Source organism: Burkholderia sp. AW33-5 (genome assembly GCF_053427615.1).
The window spans coordinates 15564-37068 of the sequence record NZ_JBSAXA010000016.1 but is presented as its reverse complement, the minus strand read 5'-3'; the positions used below and the strand labels follow the sequence as shown (position 1 = coordinate 37068).

The window sequence follows — 21505 nt, the reverse complement described above, 5'->3', positions numbered from 1 at the left end:
AGCCTCGAGCGAAGCCTCTCCGTCACACCGTACACGCTTCGCGAAGATTGTCCTTCGCATCGAAGGCGAGCCAGATTAAAGCAATCTCGTTATTTAATTTCCAGTACTGACTACTTTTACCGATAAAAGAGTGCGGAATGGTGTATTCCGGTTGGTCTCCTGAACCGCGCATGTGTGCGGCGTGTTCCGGTGCGAACGACTCGGTCAGTCTTTGCGTATCGGACGGCAAAAGCAGTGCCCGTCGCACGCAAAAACGGAAATCGACATGCGAACGCACGTACGATTTCCGTTTCACCGAACGACACCGTAATGTAAGGAGTTCAGAAACCTCGTTCAGCTGGCCAGATTACACAACGCGACGATGCCCGCCACGTGCTGGCTTCAGCCGTTACCGACGCTTAAATCCGCGCGGACGCTTCGCGACAGCTCCATATCGAGATTGACGAGATCGTTGCCATCCAGCATCACGGTCACGTCGAACGACGCATGCAGCACATCCCACGGCGCATCGTCGAGCAGCAGGTAGTTGCCTTCGACCAGAATCAGACGGGCCGGCGCCGGCACGACGTCCGCACGCAAGCACGCGAGCAACGCCGTGAAGCCGTCGACGTCGAACGTATGCGGCGCCCCCTTGCGCGTGCGGTCGCCGCGCGCGGGCTGCCGCCGCCGCGCGACGGGATCGAACGTTGCGGCTATGCGCCCGCCGCCGCACGCGAGGCGCTCGCGCGACGCTACGACACGCTCGGCCGGCTACCGGCTGGCATGCTGACGAACTCGATCACGTCATTCGACGGGCTCCTACGTTTCGCGTCGAAATTGCCGTGGGACATCTGGCAGCGCACGGCCGTCGGCTGCTTCGAGTGGGACCCGTTCGCCGCGCGCCTGCCGTTCGACGTCACGATGCTGCGGCAGGATGTGCAGCGACTGATTGCCGAAGCATTCGCGCTGCTCGACGCACATGACGTCGAGAGCAGCCCGCCGCATCCGGTCGTGATGGTGCCGACGCGCTTCATGCGTACGCTCGACGGCGACATGCGCGCGAGCGACGAAGAGCCAGCCAGCTGACCGCGCGCACTCGGCATAAAAAAGGTTCATCGCAGGAAACCGTGGAGGGTTTGAGGGCGATTGCGTAACCTGACGCCTGACTTTAAGGAAGTCAGGAGGAAGAATTGCTCGATCGCAAGGCACTTCAAGCACTGGGCTGCTGGACCGGCTATCGGTTGGAGCGGGTGGAATGGCCGGAAGGAGATGGCCGTACGCTATCGCTGCATTTGAAGCCGGTCAGCAAGGTGATGTACTGCGAGCAATGCGGTGCACGGTGCCATCAAATCCACGAGACGACAGTTCGCCGCGTGCGCGATCTGCCGCTGTTCGAGTACCGGGTAGTGCTGCACGTCCCCCGCCGCCGGGTCTGGTGCGAACGCTGCGGCGGTCCACGACTGGAGAAACTGGCGTGGCTGGGCCGTTACCAGCGCGTGACGGAGCGATTTGCCAAGGCCTGCGAGAAACTGCTGCAAGCAGCCAGCGTGCAGGCAGTGGCGGCCTTCTACGATCTGGGTGGCACACGGTCAAATCGATCGACAAGATGCGCTTGCAAGCGCGTATGGCTGAGCCAGACTGGTCGACGATCCGCTATCTGGCGATGGACGAGTTTGCACTCCATAAAGGCCATCGGTATGCCACGGTGGTGGTCGATCCGATCGGCCGGCAGGTGCTCTGGATTGGATCGGGACGCTCAGGCGAGACGGCCCGCGCCTTCTTCGAGCAGCTTTCTGAGGGTGTTGCCGAGCGCATCGAAGCAGTCGCGATCGACATGACCACGGCCTACGAGCTGGAAATCAAGGCGCAGTGTCCGCAGGCCGAGGTGGTTTACGACCTGTTCCACGTCGTGGCCAAGTACGGGCGCGAGGTGATCGATCGGGTACGAGTGGATCAGGCCAATCAGTTGCGCCATGACCGGCCGGCCCGCAAGGTATTGAAATCCAGTCGCTGGTTGCTGCTGCGCAACCGCCACAACCTGAAGCCAGAACAGGCCGTGCATTTGAAGGAACTGCTGGCCGCCAATCAGCCGTTGTTGTGCGTCTATGTGCTGCGCGACGAACTCAAACGGCTCTGGTTCTACCGAAGGCCTGCCTGGGCGGAAAAGGCCTGGGAACACTGGATCGAGCAAGCCCGGCAAAGCGGGATTGCCGCGCTGCAACTGTTCGCGCAGCGCCTGCAGGGTTACTGGCACGGAATCCTCGCCCGCCGCCGCCATCCGCTCAATACCAGCGTCGTCGAAGGCATCAACAACACCATCAAGGTCATCAAGCGTCGGGCCTACGGATACCGCGACGAGGAATACTTCTTCCTCAAGATCCGCGCCGCGTTCCCCGGTAATCCGCGATGAACCTAAAAAAAGCCCGGCCGGTCTCACGACCGGCCGGGCGCCCTTCATTCATGCCATGCGGCATCGCGACGCTGCGCCGGGAACGTGTACGGTACGCGTTCCCGGCGAGCGAGTCTCAGCCGCCTATTTCACCCACGCGAAGTAGTACGACAGCCAGATCGTCAGCGCCGCGCCGATCAGCGCCGCATACGGCATCAGGTTCAGCCACATCGCGCGCTTCGGCACCTCGAGTTCCATGTCGCGCTGCATCTGCGCGGGGAAACGGCCGCGATCCTGCCAGTAGTGGCGATAGAGAAACACCGGCACGATCAGCAGCATTGCGATCAGCCCGTTTCGCAGCGTGCCTTCGCCCTGCAGGTTCGCGCCCGCGCCGACATAGACGAGGTTCGCGTAGCCGCAGATCGAGCCGGCGACGAGCAGCCAGGTCGGGCAGCGGAATGGCCGATCCCAGTTGCCGCGATCCATCCGGTGGATCCAGCCCGACTGAAGGTTCAGGAATACGAACAGCATGTAGCAGACGTTCGAGATCGACAGCACCGTCATGTAGTCCGACATCATCAGCAACACGAGGTTGAAGCCGAGATCGGTCCACATCGCGCGCGTGGGCGAGCCGTGCTCGTTCACGTGCGACAGGTACTTCGGCAGCCAGCCGTCGACCGATGCCTGGTACAACGTGCGCGACGAGCCCATCATCGACGTCATCACGATCAGCAGGATCGACAGCATCAGCATCACGACGACTGCATTCGCGACCCATGCGCCGCCGCCGACGATCTTCGCCATCGCGGCCGCGACGCCGGTGCCGTCGCCGATCGACGGATCGAGCATCGCCTGCGTGCCGAGCGCGCCCTGGAACGCCATCGGCACGAGCGTCATCACGACGAGACACAACGCGCCCGACCAGAAGATCGCCTTCGCGGTGTCGCGGCGCGGATCGCGGAATTCACGCGTATAGCAGACCGCCGTCTCGAAGCCGTACGACGCCCAGCCTGCCATGAACATCGCGCCGAGCGCCATCGTGACGCCCTGCCCGTTCCACGAGCCGAAGGTCGCAGTCGTGAGGTTGCCTTGAGCATCATGACCGAGCGGCAGCAGCGGGAGCAGGTTCGACATCGGCACGTCGCCGGTGACGAACGGCACGATGCCGACGATCAGGAGCGGCGTGAGCGACGCGATGCCGAGAATGCGCTGCGTGCGTGCCGCTTTCGACGCGCCGCTGTGCTGCAGTTTGAACGTGATGAGAAGCAGAATCGTCGCGATGATGAATGTCGCGTTGATTCGCAGCGAAAGCCCCGGCTTGATGAAGCCGAGATCTGCAACCTTGAGCTGCCAGTGCAGCACCGCCGCATCGGCGGGAAAGAGACTCGTGAGCGCATAGCTCGCCGCGAGGCCGCAGCCGAGCGCGAGCATCGGCGACCACGCGAGCCAGTTGCACCACACGGAAACCGGGGCAATCAGCTTGCTGTATCGGACCCAGCCGATCGCGCCATACACCGACGCGCCGCCCGATTTATGAGGAAATAGCCCCGATATTTCCGCATAAGTCGCGCTTTGAATCAGCCCCATCGTGATCGCGGCGATCCAGATCGCCCACGCGGGCTGGCCGATCGTCGCGCATACGCCGCCGATCGTGAACAGTACGCCTGCCGGCACACCGCTCGTCACCCAGAATGCGTCTTTCCAAGTCAGGCCACGGTGCAGCGTGTGGCCCATCGAATCATGTGAGATGTCTGCCTCAACATCACTGGTGCGATTAGCACGCAGTCCTGCCTGACTCATCCAATTCCTCCTCTCGATCAGAGTGAGCGCTTCAGCGCTTACTCTCGTCCGATACAAAGCAGATGACTCCGCACGAGGGCGCTAGTGTAACAACTTGCGCGCATTTTTGCAGAATCGGAAAAAGAAAACCGGGATATGGCCGCATGAATTCACGATTATTTCGGATTCCTGCGAGTCATTCCCGGCGTGTTGTTTTATGATTGCGCGCGATGAATCTCCGCGGTGTTACTGCACGCCTTCAGTCCACGAATTCACGCGGTCCGCATGCGCCGCAATCCATGCATCGGCGGCCGCTTCCGGCTTCGAGCCGTTCTGGATCGCGAGCATCACGCTGTCGATCTCGCCCGGCTTCCACTGGAATTTCTTCAGGAACGCGACGACCGGCTTGGCCTTCGTTTCGAGCTGCGGGTTCACGACGCTGTCGACGTGCTCCGCGCCGCCGAACACCTTCTTCGGATCCTCGAGGAAGCGCAGCTTCCACTTCGCGAACATCCAGTGCGGCGCCCAGCCGGTCACGATCACCGGCTTGTTCGCGCCGACGGAGCGCGACAGCTCGGCCGTCATCGCACTGCCTGAACTCGGCATCAGCGTGTAGTTCAGGCCGTAGCTCTTGATCGCTTCGTCGGTCTTGCGCATCACGCCCGCGCCCGCGTCGATGCCGACGATCCGGCCGCCGAAGCTGCCTTTCTCGGCATTCAGGTCGTCGATGCTCTTCGCCTTCACGTAGTCGGGAACGATCAGGCCGATCTTCGCGTCGGGGAAGTTCGCGCCGAGATCGACGACCTTCGACTTGTATTCGCCCCAGTAGGAACCGTGCGTGACGGGCAGCCACGCGGACAGCGTCGCGTCGAGGTCGCCACGCGCCACGCCCTGCCACATGATCCCGGCAGCGACCGGTACGAGCTGGACCTGGTAGCCGAGCTTCTTCTCGATCACGCGGGCCGCGACGTTCGACGTCGCGACGCTGTCGTCCCAGCCTTCGACGTAGCCGATCTTCAGCGTGGGCTTCGTATCGGCGAGCGCCGACGCGCTCAGTGCCACCATCGCCGACAGTGCGCCGGTCCACAACAGTTTGCCGAACAACTTCATGGTCGATCTCCTTGAAATGCGCACCGTGCGCGTTGTCTCTCTAGGTTCTTCAACCACAATTCCGCGGTATCGTTGTTTTCCGACGGATGCTTGTCCGGACGCGACGCGTCGCGGCCGGACGAGCGATGGCTTGTTTTGACTACTTGTCGATCACCAGATCCGACAGCGGCTTGCTGCAGCACAGCAGCACCATCCCCTGATCGATCTCGCGCTGGCGGATGCCGCCGTTGTGCTTCATCTCGACCTGCCCCGACACGAGCTTCACCTTGCAGGTGCCGCACATGCCCTGCGTGCACGACGCCGGCAGCCGCACGCCCGACTGGCGCGCCGCGTCGAGCACGTGCTGCTCCGAGCCGCACGAAATCTCGCGGTTGCTCTTCGCGAAGCTGACCGTGTATTGCTTCGTCGCGGCGTCCGCACCGTCGGCGGCCGGCACGAGTTCGGCGAGCACGCCGTCGCTCGCGGTCTGCGCGAGCGTTTCGAACGAGAAGCTTTCCTCGTGATACTGCTTGCGATCGAAGCCGGCTTCGTCGAGCAGGTCGCGCACGGCCTTCATGTACGGCGCGGGGCCGCACGTGAAGATCTCGCGCTCCATGAAGTCCGGTGCGATCAGCTTCAGCAGCGGCAGCGTCAGGAAGCCCGTGACGCCCGGCCAGTTGGTGCGTGCACCGACGCGCTCGACGACGAACGACGTGCGGAAGTTCGTATGGTTCGATGCGATCAGATCGAGTTCGCGCGCGAAGATGATGTCGTCCGGCGTGCGTGCGCTGTGCACGAACAGGATGTCGCGATCCTCCGCGAGATCATGGTGCGCGCGGCTCATCGACATCAGCGGCGTGACGCCCGAGCCGGCCGACAGGAACAGATACTTGCGCGCCGGATGCCGCGCGCACGTGAATTCGCCGGCCGGGCCGAGCACGCGCACCGACGCGCCCGGCTGCAGGTTGTCGTGCAGCCAGTTCGACACCTTGCCGCCCGGCACGCGCTTGACCGTGATCGAGATCGTGTGCGGCCGCGCCGGCGACGACGAGATCGTGTAGCACCGGTTGATCGTCTCGCCGTCGATGTCGAGCTCGAGCGTGATGAACTGCCCGGGCTCGAACGAGAACGCACGGCCTTGCGGCGAACGGAAGAAGAAGCTCTTCACGTCGTGCGTTTCCTGCCGCACGTGGCAGCACACCAGCGTTTCCTCGACGTCGCTCGTCCAGCGCTCGGGGAGCGCGCTCCAGAAGGCCGGGTGCGTAACCCGGCTGTCCGCCGGCTCGAAATTGGCCGCATCTCGCATCATGTGTGACTCCGCTTGCTGTTCCGCTGACTACTACGCGCCGGTTTTTTCGGCGAGCCGGCCGATGTACCAGGCCGAGAATTTTTCGACGAGACCTTCCGTGTACGGCGAATACGGGCCCGGCTCGTACGCGCTGCTGGTCGCGCCGCGCTGCGAGAACTCGACGAGCGCGCGATCCTGGTCGTTGGTCGCGTTCCACACGGCCGTCAGGTTCTTCACGTCGTAGTCGATGCCTTCCTTCGCATCCTTGTGCACGAGCCACTTGGTGCGCACGAGCGTCTTGCCGGCCGACAGCGGAATCACCGAGAACGTCACGATGTGATCGCTCATGAAGTGGTGCCACGAGTTCGGTTGCGTCCAGAACGACAGGCCGCCGAGGTCGGCCTGGTCGAACTTGCCGAGCAGCTTCTTCGATGCGACCTTCGCGTCGAGCGTCTGCGATTCGCCGTGGCGGTCGAGCGGCAGGCGCTGCGTGCGGAAGCCCGTCACGTCGAGCAGCTTTTCGATTTCGGCGGACGGCAAGCCCATTTCGGCCCACTCCTTGCCACGGCGCACGCAGGTTTCCGCAAATGCGTCCATGCCTTCGGCGTTCGCTTCGGAACGCTGATAGCCGAAGCCGTATTCGTACAGCGAGATCGTCAGCTCGGGATGGTTCGCGACGCAGTGATAGCACTCGCGGTTGTTCTCCATCGTGAGCTTCCAGTTGCCTTCCTCGATGATGTCGATCTGTGCGGCGATCTTCGTGCTCGGCAGATCGTGCGGCAGCAGATACGGCTCCATCTGGGCGCGCAGCTGCGCGAAATCGACCGGCGGCTCCTCGGCGAGGCAGATGAAGATCAGGCCCGCGAGGTTCTGCACGTGCACCGACTTCAGGCTGTGCTTGCAGCGGTCGAACTTCTCGCCCATGTGCTCGGCGAACATCAGCTGACCCGTCAGGTTGTAGGTCCAGCTGTGGTACGGGCACACGATGTTGCCGACCGAGCCCTTGTCCTCGTTGCACAGACGCGCGCCGCGGTGACGGCACACGTTGTGGAACGCGCGGATTTCCATGTCGTCGTCACGCACGATCAGGATCGAGTCGCTGCCCAGTTCCACGGTCACGTAGTCGCCCGGCTCGGGAATGTCCGGTTCGACCGCGACCTGGATCCAGTGCTGGCGGAAAATCGCCTCCATGTCGAGGGCGAAGATTTCCTCGCTCGTATAGAACGGCGCCTCGAGGCTGTAACCTTCCTTGCGTCGTTCGATCAGTGCGCGAATGTCTGCCGATACTTTCATCGTTTGCTCCGGATTCCTTGCGTCCCAGTGTGGTTGCCGACAGGCATCAAAATCAGTAGTCGATGAGCTGATGCTCGCGCAAATACGCGAGGATCACTTGTGCTTTTTCGACTGAACTCCCTTCATTTACGACGTTGCCACCGCGGCTTTCGGTCGTCGTCGCCGACAGCATCCGGGCATGCCCGGAGCGCTTCTCGGCGGCGACCAGCTTTACGGGTTTACGCTCGATCGGGCCGACCTTCCACGCGGCGGCATCGGCATCCGCGCCGGTCGACGTCAGCGCCGGGCGGATCGCGCCGGCCCGCAGCCGCGCATACGCGTAGCGCGGCGCCACGTTGGCGAGCGGATGGACCGCGACGACGGCGGGCAGCGCCACGTCGACGCGCCGCCGCAGCCCTTTCGGCAAGAATTGCCGGACCGCCGCGCGGCCGCCGTCGACCGTCACGTCGACGGCCGACCCGACGAGCGGATAGCCGAGCGTCGCGGCGACGCGATACGGCAGCATCCCGGTGTCGTACGCGCCCTCGGCACGGGTGCCGGTCAGCACGAGGTCATAGCCTTCGACGCGCGCGGCGAGCGCATGCGCGGCATCGTCGCCGTCGTGACAGGCCAGCACCTCGACCTGCCGCGCACCGAGCGCGAGGTATTCAGCAAGCGCTTCATTCGCGGGGTCTCCCGCATGGAGCACGTCGAGCTGCGCGCGGTGCCGCTCCGCGAGCTGACGGCCGACCTCGAGCGCGGCCGCGTCGTTGCGGCTGTAGCGCGCGGTGCCGCTGACCGGGTGCCGGCCCACGGAGACGAGCACCGCGATGCGTTGCAACTGGCGGGGGGCGTTCATGCTGCGACTCCTTCGGATTCACGGGCGCCGACCGCGGTCGGCGATTGTCCGCGCGACGCGCGGGCGGCCTGCACCTGTTCGATCAGCGCGGCGATCGTCGCCTGCGCGTCGCCCACCACCGTCAGGTTCGCGCGCTTCGCGATCGGCGCGCTGCCGTCGAGGTTGACCGCGATCACGTGACGGCAGTCCTTGATCCCCTGCAAGTGCTGCACCGCGCCCGAGATGCCGAACGCGATGTACACGCTGGCCTCGACCGTCTTGCCGGTCGCGCCCACCTGCTTGTCGCGCGTGAAGTGACCGTTGTCGACCGCGACGCGGCTCGCGCCGATCGCCGCGCCGAACGCGCCGGCGAGCCGCTCGAACGCGCCGATGTCGGACACGCCGTTGCCGGCCGACACGATGAAGTCGGCTTCCTCCAGCGCGACTTGCGCCGCGTCGATTTCCTCGAGGCCGAGATCGCGGTACGGTTGCGCCGCGTCGCGGGCCGGGCGGATGAAGTCGGCGGCCAGGCGCTCGCCGGCGCCGACGAACGGCAGTTTCGCTTCGACCGCGTTCTGCGCGAGCAAGATCACGTCGGGCAAGCCGCGCGTCGCGAACGCACGACCGGCCTGCGCATACGCGCCGACATGCTTCGCGTCGATCTCGACCACGTGGGTCGCGACGCTCGCGACGGCGGCCGCCGCGTAACGCCGGCCGAGATCGCCGTCGCCGGTCGCGTTGTCGGGCACGAACACGTGCTTCGGCGCGAGCGCCGCGGCACAGGCCTGCAATGCTTGCAATTCGCTTTCGGGCGCGAAGGCGCGACGGTCGAAGTCTGCCAGGTCGATCAGCTTGTCGACACCGAGCGCCGCTGCGTCATCCTTTAGTTCACCGAACGCCAGCAGCGCGACTTCCGTCTGCGCATCGGCGAGCACCGCGGCGGCGGCGATCGCCTGCCGTGCATGGTCGTCGAGCGCGCCGCGCTCGGTGTGCGCCACCACCAGCATCACGTGCTTCGGGTCCTGCACCGCACGGCGCGGCTTCGCGGCCGCGGCGCCGTGACCGTGCGCGGACCACTGCGCGGCGCTCGCATCGGCGCTGCCTTCCTGGCCCAGCGTGATGCGCTTCAGGCCCGCGGCCGTGATGATGAACGGCCGGCGCGGATCGATTCGTTTGATCGTGTTCATCGATTCACTCCAGCGAGGCGGCAACGAGTTCGGCCACGTCGAGCACGTCGGGGCGCGGGCCCACGACGCCTTCGAGCATCGCCGTGCAGTTCGGGCATCCGACCGCGACCACGTCCGCGCCGATGGCGCGCGCGTCGGCGATGCGGATGTCGGGAATACGCTGCTTGCCCGGGATGTCGGTCAGCGGCGCACCGCCGCCACCGCCGCAGCAGCGGCCGCGCATGCCGTTGCGCTCCATCTCGACGACCTGGATGCCGATCGTCTTCAGCAGCTTGCGCGGCGATTCCGTCTCGCCGTTGTAGCGGCCGAGGTAGCACGGGTCGTGATACGTGGTGCGCTTCTCGCGCAGCGCGTCGACGGCCTTCGGCGCGATCTTGCCGCTGTCGGCCAGCTCGGCGAGGTACGTCGTGTGATGCTTGACCGTCACGCGCAGCCCGAGCGCGCGGTATTCGTTGCGCAGGCTGTGCATCACGTGCGGGTCGGCCGTCACGATCTGCTTGTACGACAGCGAGCCGAGCGTGCCGATCAGGCGCTTCGCCATCTGCTGGAACGTCGCTTCGTCGCCGAGGCGGCGTGCGACGTCGCCGGTGTCGGTCTCGGTCCCGCCGAGCACGGCGTAGTCGACGCCCGCCTTGTTCAGCACCTTCACGAATGCGCGCAGCGTGCGCTGGTAACGCATGTCGAACGCGCCTTCACCCGCGACGAACAGCACGTCGACCGGCTTGCCGGGTTGTGCGACGGGTGCGTTCAGGTCGACCGACCAGTCGTAACGCGCAGCCGTGTCGTAGCCGCCCATCGTGCCGGTCTCGCGCAGGTTCGCGAGCACTTCCTGGCCCTTGCCCGGCACCGTGCCGTGCACCAGCGTGCGGTTGCGGCGCATGTCGACGATCGCGTCGACGTGCTCGATCAGCATCGGGCACTCCTGCACGCAGGCACGGCAGGTCGTGCACGACCAGAGCGTCTGCTCCTCGATCAGGCCGGACACGATCGGGCCGTTCGGCTCGCCGCGATGCTGGCCGACCGCGAGGCCCGGCGTCGGGCTGCCGGCGTACGCGGCGTCGGTGCCGCCCGCCATGCCGACGACGAGATCCTGGATCAGTTTCTTCGGGTTCAGCGGCTGGCCCGACGCGAACGCGGGGCACGCGGCTTCGCACTTGCCGCACTGCACGCACGCATCGAAGCTCAACAGCTGGTTCCAGCGGAATTCGACCGGCTTCGCGACGCCATACTCCTCGTGCTCGATGTCCGGCAGCTTCAGCGCGGTCGGCGGCGTGGCCGTGCCGTTACCCGTGAACGAATCGCGGGTGGCGGCGAAACGCTCCTGGCGCGGGTGGAACGCAAGGTGCAGCAGGCCGGCGATCGCATGCTTCATCGGGCCGCCCTTCGCTGCGCCGACGGTCATCGTGAATGCGCCGGCGCCGATCAGCAGCGCGCAAAGCACCGCGAACGCACCCGACATCGCGCCGGTCGGCACGACCATGAACAGCACGAGGCCGAGCGCGAACGAGCCGAGCAGCCAGGGCAGCGCGTTCCACGGACCGCGCGACAGGCGGGCGGGCACGTCCTTGGCCGCGCGGCGGCGCCAGACGAACACCACGCCGACGAGCATCGCGAGCGCCGCGAGGAAGATCAGCTTGTCGAGCCACGGCGAGTAGATCGCCAGGCCGTAGTTGACGAACACCAGTGCGAGCGCGGCGATCGCGCCGCCGGCGGTCGCGACGTGGGTCTTCGCGATGTACGGATCGCGGGCAACCACGTGGTGCAGGTCGACGAAGTAACGCTTCGGAATCGCGAACAGGTTCGCGACGCCGAACGAGCCGGGCGCCGTCGCGCGCCCGAGACGCCAGTAGGACGAGCGCTTCGCGACCGCGAACGCGAGCCCCGCCACCGACAGCCACAGCAGTGCGGTAATGAGGAAAGCCGGATTCATCTTTAGAAATCCTTGACGAGACGCAGCGAGTCGTAGATCGCACCGTGGACGTTGTGCATCGAGATGCAGTCGCCGACACGGAACAGCAGGAAGCGGCCGTTGCCCAGTTCTTCCGACAGGCACGGCTGCGGCTCGGCCGCGAACAGCGTGTGCGGATCGATCTGGCCGCGGTTCACGGACTCCGGCTTGAGCTTCCAGTACAGTTCGTCATTCGGCGACGAACCGTTCTCGATCACCACCTGGTCGACCGCGCGCTCTTCCAGCTCCTCGGTATATTCGTTGCGCAGCACGGCGATCATCTTGCCGTCTTCCTCGTACACGCGATCGAGCATGGTGTTCGGCGTCGGGATCACGCCGAGCGCATACAGGCGGCGATAGAAGATCGGGAACGTCGTGCCGCCGCAATCGTCGGCCACCTTCACGTCGGGCGTCACGACCTCGACCTTCGAGCCGCGGCTCGCCATGAAGTCGGCCACGCCGGCGCCCGCATGGGTGCTCACGCCGTCGAACAGCAGCACGTTCTGCTTCGGCTCGACCTTGCCGGTCAGGATGTCCCACGAGCTGACGGCCAGCCCTTCGGCCACGCCCCAGGCCGGCACCTGCCACGTGAAGCTCGAACCGCCGGTCGCAAGCACGACGATGTCCGGCTTCTCGGCCATGATCATCTTCTCGTCGGCGGCGACGCCCAGGCGGCGATCAACGCCCAGGCGCTTCGTTTCCATGTCGAACCAGCGGATGATCCCCGACATCTGTTCGCGCTGCGGCGCCTTCGCGGCGATCATCACCTGGCCGCCCACTTCGGCGTTCTTCTCGAACAGCACCACGTCGTGGCCGCGCAGCTTCGCGACGCGTGCGGCCTCGAGCCCCGCGGGGCCCGCGCCGACCACCACCACCTTGCGCTTCGGGCCGCGCGACTTCTCGATGATGTGCGGCATCGTCGCTTCGCGCGACGTCGCGGCGTTCTGGATGCAGAGCACGTCGAGGCCGTTGTACTGGCGGTCGATGCAGTAGTTCGCGCCGACGCACTGCTTGATTTCGTCTTCGCGGCCGTCGCGGATCTTGATCACCATGTGCGGATCGGCGATCTGCGCGCGCGTCATGCCGACCAGGTCGATCATGCCGTTCGCGAGCAGGCGCTCTGCCTGGCCCGCATCGCGAATGCTCTGCGCGTGCATCACGGGAATCTTCACCACCGACTTGATGCCGGCCGCGAGGTGCACGAACGGCTCCGGCGGCAGCGCCATCGGCGGCATGCAGTTCGCGATCGTGTTGTGCGTATCGCCGCCCGAGCCGACCACGCTCAGGTAGTCGATCAGGCCCGTCTCCGACATCGCTTGCGCGATTTCCTTCAGCGCCTCGTGATCGAGACCGTCCTCGTGGAATTCGTCGCCGCACATCCGCAGACCGACGCAGAAGTCCTTGCCGACCGCTTCGCGCACGGCCGTCAGCACCTCGATGCCGAAGCGCAGACGATTCTCGAGGCTGCCGCCCCATTCGTCGGTGCGATGGTTCGAACGCTTGCTCCAGAACTGGTCGATCAGGTGCTGGTGGGCGGCGGAGATTTCGATGCCGTCCATGCCGGCTGCCTTCACGCGCTTCGCGGCCGCCGCGAAGTCGCCGATGATGCGGCGGATTTCCTCGATCTCGATGATCTTCGCGTTACCGCGGTGCACCGGCTCGCGCACGCCCGACGGCGACATCAGATGTGGCCAGTGCTCGCCGTGGAACGACGAGCGGCGGCCCATGTGCGTCGCCTGGATCATGATCTTCGCGCCGTGCTTGTGCATCGTGTCGGCGAGACGCGTGAGCGGGTCGATGATCTTGTCGTTCGACAGGTTCACCGACTTCCACCAGCCCTGCGGGCTGTCGATCGACACGGGGCTCGAGCCGCCGCAGATCGCGAGGCCGACGCCACCCTTCGCCTTCTCTTCGTAATAGCGGATGTAGCGGTCGCCCGGCAGGCCGCCCGGCTCGGCATACACCTCCGCGTGCGCGGTGCTGACGATCCGGTTGCGCAGCGTCAGCTGGTTCAGCTGCATGGGTTTGAACAGGTGGGGATAACGCATCGCAGGCGACCTCTGGCGTTCGAATGTCTCGTGTTGCGGGTGTTGTTGTGTTGCTGTGTCGTGATGTCAGCGCATCAGTGCGCGATCGGCGACACTTCGAAGACGCAGTGGTCGTGGTGCTCGGCCGCACACTGCACTTCCTTCGATTGCGCCCGCGGCGCGCCCTTGCCTTCCGGCGTCGTGTCGTTGACCCAGTCCATCGCGCCGGCGAACCAGCCCGCGAACATGTAGCAGAGCTTGCCTTCCTTGCCCGGCTGCTGGAGCACGAACGACGAGTGGCGCAGCTCGATCTTCGCGCGCGCGCTGGCCGGATCGGCCTCGATGATCGAGAACAGGCCCCAGCCGCGTTGCGACAGGCGCTTCAGGTAGTGCTCGAACACGGCCATGCCGGTCAGCCCGTGCAGCTTCGCTTCCTTGTCGCACCAGTGGTATGCGGACTTGTAGCCGGCCTTGTAGAGGATCTCGGCATACGCCTCGACGCCGAGCGCTTCCTCGACGGCGACGTGGTTGTTCGTGAAGAAGTGGCGCGGCACGTACAGCATCGGCAGCGCGTCGGTGGTCCAGACGCCGGTATCGGGATCGACGTTGATCGGCAGTTGCGGTTGCATCGTGGTGACTCCGTGAGGAAAAAAAGCCGCGCGGCTCGGGTCCAGGCGCGACATCGTCCGCGTGCCCGCGCGACAGGCGCCGGCACGTCCCGATTGTTCTTGTGTTGAATCGCGGGCGGCGGTTCGGTTCGGCGTGCGCTTACGCGCCCCACACGTCCTTGAACACGCGCACCCAGTTCTCGCCCATGATCTTGCGGATGCGCGACTCCTTCCAGCCGTGGCGTTCCATCGCCGCGGTCAGGTTCGGGAATTCGCCGATCGTGCGGATGCCGTCCGGGTTGATCACCTTGCCGAAGTTCGTCAGCTGGCGATAGCGGCCCTTGTCATGCGTCAGCATGTCGAAGAATTCCTTCGCGAAATCCTGCGTGAAGTCCGTGCCGATGCCGACCGCGTCTTCGCCGATCAGGTTCACGACGTAGTCGATCGCTTCGATGTAGTCGTCGATGTTCGCCTCGATACCGCGCTTCAGGAACGGCGCGAACATCGTCACGCCGACGAAGCCGCCGGCGTCGGCGATTTCCTTCAGCTGCGCGTCGCTCTTGTTGCGCGGATGTTCCTTCAGGCCCGACGGCAGGCAGTGCGAGTAGCACACCGGCTTCTTCGAGAACGCGATCGCTTCCGACGACGTGTTGCCGCCCACATGCGACAGGTCGACCATGATGCCGACGCGGTTCATCTCGGTGATCACTTCGCGGCCGAAGTCCGACAGGCCGCCGTCGCGCTCGTAGCAGCCCGTGCCGACCAGGTTCTGCGTGTTGTAGCAAAGCTGCACGACGCGCACGCCCATGTCGGCGAACGCCTCGATGTAGCCGAGGTTGTCCTCGAACGCGTGTGCGTTCTGGAAGCCGAGGATGATGCCGGTCTTGCCTTCCTTCTTCGCGCGGAAGATGTCGTCGGTCGTGCGCACGAGCGTCAGCAGCTCGCCGTTCTCGCGGATCTTCTGCTTCATCACGCCGATGTTGTCGACGGTCTTGGTGAAGTTCTCCCACACCGACACCGTGCAGTTCGCGGCCGTGATGCCGCCCTTTCGCATGTCCTCGAACACCGGCTTCTCGAACTTCGAGATGTTCAGGCCGTCGATGATGATGCTGTCCTGATGCAGCGTGCTCATATCTGTCTCTCGCTCCAGTGTTGTCGGTGTCGATCAGTAAATCGGGAAGCGCTCGCACAACGCGAAGATCTCGCGGCGCACGCGCTGTTCGGTTGCGTGGTCGCCTTCCGGGTTCGCGCGCAGCGCGTCGAACACTTCGAGAATCAGGCGGCCGATCTCGCGGAACTCCGCGACGCCGAAGCCGCGCGTCGTGCCGGCCGGCGTGCCGAGGCGGATGCCCGACGTGACGGTCGGCTTCTCGGTGTCGAACGGAATGCCGTTCTTGTTGCAGGTGATGCCCGCGCGTTCCAGCGCCTGCTCGACCGGCGCGCCCTTCAGGCCCTTCGGGCGCAGGTCGACCAGCAGCAGGTGGTTGTCGGTGCCGCCGGTGACGAGGTCCACGCCGCCCGCCTTCAGCACTTCGCCGAGCGCCTGCGCGTTCGCGAGCACGTTGTCGATGTAGGTCTTGAAGTCCGCGTGCAGCACTTCGCCGAATGCGACGGCCTTGCCGGCGATCACGTGCATCAGCGGGCCGCCCTGCAGGCCGGGGAACACGGCCGAGTTGATCTTCTTCGCGATCTCTTCGTCGTTGGTCAGCACGAAACCGCCGCGCGGGCCGCGCAGCGTCTTGTGCGTGGTCGACGTGACGACGTGCGCGTGCTCGACCGGGTTCGCATGGCGGCCGGCGGCGATCACGCCCGCGATGTGCGCCATGTCGACCATCAGCTTCGCGCCGACGCTGTCGGCGATCGCACGGAAGCGCGCGAAGTCCAGCGCGCGCGGGTACGCCGAGAAGCCGGCGATGATCAGGCTCGGCTTGTGCTCGTGTGCGAGCGCTTCAACCTGGTCGTAGTCGATCCGCATCGTGTCGCGGTTCACGCCGTATTGCACGGCGTTGAACCACTTGCCCGACAGCGCCGGCTTCGCGCCGTGCGTCAGGTGGCCGCCGGCGTCCAGCGACATGCCGAGCACGGTGTCGCCCGGCTTCGCCAGCGCGAGCATCACCGACCCGTTCGCCTGCGCGCCCGAGTGCGGCTGCACGTTCGCGTAGCCGGCGTTGAAGATCTGCTTCACGCGTTCGATCGCCAGCGCCTCCACCTCGTCCGCGAATTCGCAGCCGCCGTAGTAACGCTTGCCCGGGTAGCCTTCCGCATACTTGTTGGTCAGCACCGAACCCTGCGCCTCCAGCACCGCGCGCGACACGATGTTTTCCGACGCGATCAGCTCGACTTGCGACTGCTGGCGCTCGAGTTCCTTCAGGATGGCGCTGCGCACCGGCGCGTCGCGCTCGGCAAGGGGCTGCGAGAAGAAAGGCTGGGTGTTCGACATAGTGCGTCCGTGACGAAGAATAAAGGGCGTGTAACCGAAGCTCGAGGCCCGCCATACCTGGGTTTCCAGCGCATCCAGTGCAAGGCTGCCGACGGCTCTATTCTTGTCGTTCGGATTTTCGGCGGATTGATGAATTTAGACGCGTTCTTTGCCTTTTCCGCCATGCGCGTCCGTTTTGTACAAGTGACCGGTCGTGCTTTTTCAGATGACCCGGCAAACCGCCGTGTGCGGTTCATCCATGGACAGGCACTTCGCCGGTGCCTGATCTGCGCGCCGAGTGCAGCGCAGCCCGCTTACGGTGCAGTGCAGCATCCGCCTTGGGCCCATACAACGTATGGAGCTAGGGTTTAGCCGTATGGCACGCTTGTTGCGCTCGCTCACACAATACGGCAGCCCGATCCGTGCCTCTCGGGCCAAAAGCTATTAGAGATTCAAGGAACGCTCCCCATGTCCCCCGACCGCACAGCGTCGCTGTCCCACTTCGCGTTCATGCCCTTACCGGACTTCACGATGATCGCGTTCACCAATGCGATCGAGGTGCTTCGGATGGCGAATTACCTGAGCGGCCAGCCGCTCTATCGCTGGTCGATCATCAGCCCGGACGGCGGCCCCGTCACGGCGAGCAACGGCCTCACGGTCGACACGGGACCGGCCGAATGCGTGGGGCAGCCGGATATCGTATTCGTGTGCGGCGGTGTCGACGTGCAACGCGCGACCACGCCCGCCCATCTGTCGACGCTGCGCCGCTTCGCGCGCATGGGGCTGCCGCTCGGCAGCCTGTGCACGGGCACCTATGCGCTCGCGAAGTCGGGGCTGCTCGCGGGCTATGCGTGCGCGATCCACTGGGAAAACATGTCGGCGCTGAAGGAAGAGTTTCCGGACACGCGCTTCCTGAAGGAACTGTTCGTGATCGACCGCGACCGCATCACGTGCACGGGCGGCGTCGCGCCGCTCGACATGATGCTGAACCTGATCGCCGCGCGCGTGGGCACCGCGCGCGTCACGCAGATCGCCGAGCAGTTCATCGTCGAACACGTGCGCGACACGAGCGCGCAACAGCGGATGCCGCTCGTCGCGCGGCTCGGCTCGGCGAACAAGTCGCTGTTCGAGGTGATCTCGCTGATGGAGAACAACATCGAGGAGCCGCTGTCGCGCGAGGAACTCGCACGACTCGCGAACATGTCGCAGCGCCAGCTGCAGCGTCTGTTCCGCGAGCATCTCGGGATGACGCCCACGCACTATTACCTGACGCTGCGGCTGCGCCGCGCGCGCGAGTTGCTGCTGCAGACCGACATGTCGATCATGCACATCACGATGGCGTGCGGCTTCCAGTCGGCCTGCCACTTCAGCAAGAGCTATCGCGATGCGTTCGGCGTCGCGCCGACGCGCGAGCGCCGCAAGCAGGTCGCACCGCTCGCGCAGGGCGCGGCGGCTACCGCACCGGCGTTTCCGGCTCATCTGATTCATGCGTGACGCGGGCGCGGCGCGATAAAAAAGGCGGCCTCGAAGGCCGCCTTTTTGCTGGTGCTTACGATCCCCACACCTGCATTTCGTCGAGCGAGTAACCCCACTGCGTCGCCCGCTTCGTGCCGAGCATCCGCACGTAGCGGCCCTGCGCGTTCAGGTTCGGCAGCGTGACGTGACCGTACGACACGCCGTTGTTCGTCGAGTAGACCGTCGTCCAGTTCGCGTTGTCGGTCGACGTCTGGATCTGGTAGACGAGCGCGCCCGCGTCCCAGTAGAGATCGACGCTGCTGATCTTCTTCACCGCGCCGAGATCGACGGAGATCCATTGCGGATCGACACCCGCGCCTTCCGGCGAATCCCAGCGCGTGCTCGTCGTGTTGCCGTCGAACGCCTTGTCCGCCGTCAGCGATGCGTTGTAGCTCGCCGACGCGGCAGCCGGACGACCTTGCGACAGCAGCGTCGGCTGTGCGACGGCCGGGCCACCGTAGTAGCTCGAGCCGAGCTTCGCCTTGGTCGTGTCCGCGTTCACGCCGAACTGCGACAGGCTCCAGCGCTGGCCGGTCGTCACGTCGCCCACGTAGAGTTGGTACCCACCCGCCGTCGTCGACGAGAAGAACACGTAGTTCGTGCCGCTCACCGGCGCGGGGTCCGAGTTGTTGCTCATGCAGTCGTTGAGCGCCAACTGGTTCGGCGTCGACGCCGGGTCCGCGGTCTTTACGTAGATCTGGTCGGCGCCGCCCGTGTCCTTCCAGCGCGCGTAGAACACCATGCCGTCCGCACGCACGATCGGGTAATACGTCTGCAGCCCGGCCGGCTGATCGAACACGGCGGTCGCGCCGGTCGCGATCGTGCGCTTCATCAGCCCCATGTTCGAGCCGGTGCCCGTCGCGTAGTAGACGGCGCTTGCGTCCGGCGCGAGGAACGGCATCGAATATTCGGCGCCGGACGGTGCATTGGTCAGGCTCACGACCGACGTGAACACCGGGCCCGCGCTCGTGTACGACAGCGTGCCCTGCTTCACGTCGCCGTTCTGCTTGAACACGAGCGTCTTGCCGTCGGCGCTGAACTTCGGATCCTCGTTGCGCGTCGCGCCCGTGCTGTGCGTCAGGTTGACCGGCGGCGTGCCGGCGCCGAGCTGCAGCATGAACACGTTCCAGGCGCCATTGCTGATGCCCATGAACGCAAGCCACTTGCCGTCGGGGCTGAACACGCCGTTCATCGGATCGGTGATGCCCCAGCTGCTCTTGCTCAACTGCGTGAGCGTGCGGGCCGAAAAGTCGTACAGGAACAGCTGGCTCGTACCGTCGCCGTACTTCACGTAGCTGTGATAGACGAGCTTGCCGGTCAGTGCGGCGGGAAACGTCGCATTGGATTGAGTCGGGGGATAGTTGATGCAGGCCGCTTCGGCGGCGCCGCCAGACAGGTTGAGTGCGACGCCGGCCACGAGGCCCGCGACGAGGAACTTCGATTTCACGCTGGTTGCTTCCGGGTAAGGTAAGGGCGGTGCGGACCCGGTCCCGCACACGGTGCGCGGGCGTGACGGATCCGCCGTCGGGGAGCGTGAACACCGTATCGATCACGCGTCGGGAATAAGGCTTGCGAAGAATGCCGGTTCGCTGGTCTGAAGAAAAGGATCAGAGTCGGTCGAAAACGTGCGTATCAGCAAGTTGCGGATGAACTCGCGGATGAACGATTGGGGGCGGGATTGAACGCGGCGGACGCCGTGCTACTCTTTTTTCAGCGACGGCCGTGATCGGCCGGAGGCCAGGCATGAAGCGATATGCGGTGCTCGCGCAGACGATTGCCGATTCGATCCGGCGCGGCGATTTGCCGGCAGGTGCACGCATCCCGACCGTGCGCTCGGCGTGCCGCGCCTATCGTGTAAGTCCTTCCACCGTGTTTCGCGCGTACTACGCGCTCGAAAGCGAGGGCCTGATCGTCGCGCGCGCGCGTTCCGGCTATTTCGTTGCGAACCTCGATGACAGGCGCGTGCGCGCGAGTCACGACACACCGCGCAAACCGGCCGCGACGCAGACCGGCGACGACGATGCACTGTTCCAGCTGATCGACTCCCTCAAGCGAGACGACATCGTGCCGCTGGGTTCCGCATTCGCCAGCTATTCGCTGTTTCCGATGAGCAGCCTGTGGCGATACGCGGCGACGGCCGCCCGCAACATGGACCGCGCGAAACTGCTGGCCGGCTTGCCGCCCGGCAACGAAGCGCTGCGCCGCCAGATTGCGTTGCGGTACCTGAACGCGGGCGCGTCGTTGCCGATGGAAGAAATCGTCATCACCACCGGCGCGGCGGAAGCGCTGACGCTGAGCCTGCAGGCGCTCACGCGCCCCGGCGACATCGTCGCGATCGAACGCCCTGCCTTCCCCACGGTGCTGCAGGCCGTGCAGCGGCTGCATCTGAAGGCCATCGAGATTCCGGTCGACCCGCGCACCGGCCTCGATCTCGACTCACTCGCCGAAGCACTCGACACGCATCCGGTGCGCGCGTGCTGGTTCATGACCTCGTTCCACAACCCGACCGGCGCGACGCTGCCCGACGAGCGCAAGCGCGCGCTGATCCAACTGCTCGCATCGCATCAGGTGCCGCTGATCGAAGACGACGTGTTCGGAGAACTACATTTCGGCCCGACGCCCACGCGTCCCGCGAAGCTGTACGACGACAACGGGCTCGTGCTGCATTGCGGTTCGTTCTCGAAGTGCCTCGCCCCCGGGTTCCGGGTCGGCTGGGTCGCGGCCGGACGTTACGTGAAGCAGATCAGGCAGGTGAAGAACGCGAGCGCGCCCGCGGCCGACGTGCCTGCGCAGATGGCCGTGTCCAGTTACCTGCGCAACGGCGCGTACGACCGCTTCCTGCGCAGGCTCCGGCGCAACCTGGCCGCGCACCAGGCGCAGATGCTCGCGGCCGTTCGCGCGTACTTCCCGGCCGACACGGAGGTGTATGCCCCGCGCGGCGGATATTTCCTGTGGATCGAATTGCCGCCGCACGTGGATGCGATGCAGTTGTTCGGCGACGCGATGGAGAACGGGGTCAGCCTTGCGCCCGGGCCGATCTTTTCGATGACGGGCGCCTTTCACCGCTACGTCCGGCTGAACTATGGCCGACCGTGGACCCCTGCCGTCGAAGACGCGATGCAGACGATCGGAACGCTCGCGGGGCGGCAACAGCAGACGAGGTAGCA

18 protein-coding genes and 1 pseudogene are annotated in these 21505 nt (G+C 65.3%); 5 read left to right on the top strand and 14 right to left on the bottom strand.

The genetic code is table 11. The annotated features are described in order from the left end of the window. Positions 1-22: 22 nt before the first annotated feature. Together ACV22V_RS22995 and ACV22V_RS22990 are read right to left on the bottom strand one after the other, a co-directional pair. The gene (locus ACV22V_RS22995) at positions 23-277 is read right to left on the bottom strand and encodes a hypothetical protein (protein WP_448015639.1); all 255 of its coding nucleotides are present in this window, start codon (positions 275-277) and stop codon (positions 23-25) included. Positions 278-381: 104 nt separating this feature from the next. Beyond that, positions 382-591 (bottom strand): hypothetical protein, encoded by a 210-nt coding sequence (locus ACV22V_RS22990; RefSeq protein WP_448015638.1) that lies wholly within the window; start codon positions 589-591, stop codon positions 382-384. 27 nt (positions 592-618) lie between these two features. Between ACV22V_RS22990 and ACV22V_RS22985 the strand changes: the two genes are divergently transcribed. The 3 genes and pseudogenes from ACV22V_RS22985 to ACV22V_RS22975 all read left to right on the top strand — a co-directional run bounded on the left by ACV22V_RS22985 (position 619) and on the right by ACV22V_RS22975 (position 2389). Beyond that, positions 619-1065 carry a hypothetical protein gene (locus tag ACV22V_RS22985; protein ID WP_448015637.1) on the top strand — a complete coding sequence of 149 codons (447 nt, stop codon included), beginning with the start codon at positions 619-621 and terminating at the stop codon, positions 1063-1065. Positions 1066-1292: 227 nt separating this feature from the next. Continuing rightward, positions 1293-1505: pseudogene (locus ACV22V_RS22980) on the top strand (transposase family protein); the annotation flags it as partial. Beyond that, entirely contained in the window at positions 1415-2389 is a 975-nt protein-coding gene (locus ACV22V_RS22975; RefSeq protein WP_448015636.1) for an ISL3 family transposase, read from the top strand. The pseudogene ACV22V_RS22980 and the gene ACV22V_RS22975, both read left to right, overlap by 91 nt. Before the next feature lie 123 nt (positions 2390-2512). On the opposite strand, the gene ACV22V_RS22970 is transcribed toward ACV22V_RS22975, so the two are convergent. From ACV22V_RS22970 to ACV22V_RS22920, 11 genes are all read right to left on the bottom strand, one after another. Beyond that, a complete protein-coding gene (locus tag ACV22V_RS22970) occupies positions 2513-4168 on the bottom strand; it encodes an APC family permease (RefSeq protein WP_448015635.1) in 1656 nt (551 codons plus the stop codon). Between the two features lie 225 nt (positions 4169-4393). Continuing rightward, a complete protein-coding gene (locus ACV22V_RS22965) occupies positions 4394-5257 on the bottom strand; it encodes a glycine betaine ABC transporter substrate-binding protein (RefSeq protein ID WP_448015634.1) in 864 nt (287 codons plus the stop codon). 139 nt (positions 5258-5396) lie between these two features. Next, a complete protein-coding gene (locus ACV22V_RS22960; protein ID WP_448015633.1) occupies positions 5397-6545 on the bottom strand; it encodes an FAD-binding oxidoreductase in 1149 nt (382 codons plus the stop codon). Between the two features lie 30 nt (positions 6546-6575). Continuing rightward, positions 6576-7817 (bottom strand): aromatic ring-hydroxylating oxygenase subunit alpha, encoded by a 1242-nt coding sequence (locus ACV22V_RS22955; protein WP_059534190.1) that lies wholly within the window; start codon positions 7815-7817, stop codon positions 6576-6578. A gap of 52 nt (positions 7818-7869) precedes the next feature. After that, complete coding sequence (locus tag ACV22V_RS22950; protein WP_448015632.1) at positions 7870-8655, bottom strand: electron transfer flavoprotein subunit beta/FixA family protein; 786 nt, start codon at positions 8653-8655, stop codon at positions 7870-7872. Beyond that, positions 8652-9821, bottom strand: a complete 1170-nt coding sequence (locus ACV22V_RS22945) for an FAD-binding protein (RefSeq protein WP_448015631.1) — start codon at positions 9819-9821, stop codon at positions 8652-8654. Before ACV22V_RS22945 ends, ACV22V_RS22950 begins: the two co-directional genes overlap by 4 nt. A 4-nt stretch (positions 9822-9825) precedes the next feature. Beyond that, the gene (locus ACV22V_RS22940) at positions 9826-11751 is read right to left on the bottom strand and encodes a (Fe-S)-binding protein (protein WP_059534184.1); all 1926 of its coding nucleotides are present in this window, start codon (positions 11749-11751) and stop codon (positions 9826-9828) included. Positions 11752-11753: 2 nt separating this feature from the next. Next, positions 11754-13817, bottom strand: a complete 2064-nt coding sequence (locus tag ACV22V_RS22935; RefSeq protein ID WP_059819544.1) for an NADH:flavin oxidoreductase — start codon at positions 13815-13817, stop codon at positions 11754-11756. A gap of 74 nt (positions 13818-13891) precedes the next feature. Further along, a complete protein-coding gene (locus ACV22V_RS22930) occupies positions 13892-14425 on the bottom strand; it encodes a DUF5943 domain-containing protein (RefSeq protein ID WP_006488993.1) in 534 nt (177 codons plus the stop codon). A gap of 139 nt (positions 14426-14564) precedes the next feature. Beyond that, positions 14565-15536 carry a dipeptidase gene (locus tag ACV22V_RS22925; protein ID WP_044844362.1) on the bottom strand — a complete coding sequence of 324 codons (972 nt, stop codon included), beginning with the start codon at positions 15534-15536 and terminating at the stop codon, positions 14565-14567. Positions 15537-15569: 33 nt separating this feature from the next. Next, positions 15570-16844, bottom strand: coding sequence for a serine hydroxymethyltransferase (locus tag ACV22V_RS22920; RefSeq protein ID WP_059692029.1), 1275 nt, complete (start codon positions 16842-16844; stop codon positions 15570-15572). 447 nt (positions 16845-17291) lie between these two features. Between ACV22V_RS22920 and ACV22V_RS22915 the strand changes: the two genes are divergently transcribed. After that, positions 17292-18317, top strand: a complete 1026-nt coding sequence (locus tag ACV22V_RS22915; protein ID WP_059534177.1) for a GlxA family transcriptional regulator — start codon at positions 17292-17294, stop codon at positions 18315-18317. Positions 18318-18372: 55 nt separating this feature from the next. Here the strand turns inward: ACV22V_RS22915 and ACV22V_RS22910 are convergent, their stop codons facing one another. Then, positions 18373-19785, bottom strand: a complete 1413-nt coding sequence (locus ACV22V_RS22910) for a discoidin domain-containing protein (RefSeq protein ID WP_448015630.1) — start codon at positions 19783-19785, stop codon at positions 18373-18375. Positions 19786-20081: 296 nt separating this feature from the next. Between ACV22V_RS22910 and ACV22V_RS22905 the strand changes: the two genes are divergently transcribed. Beyond that, a complete protein-coding gene (locus ACV22V_RS22905) occupies positions 20082-21503 on the top strand; it encodes an aminotransferase-like domain-containing protein (protein WP_448015629.1) in 1422 nt (473 codons plus the stop codon). Positions 21504-21505: the final 2 nt, after the last annotated feature.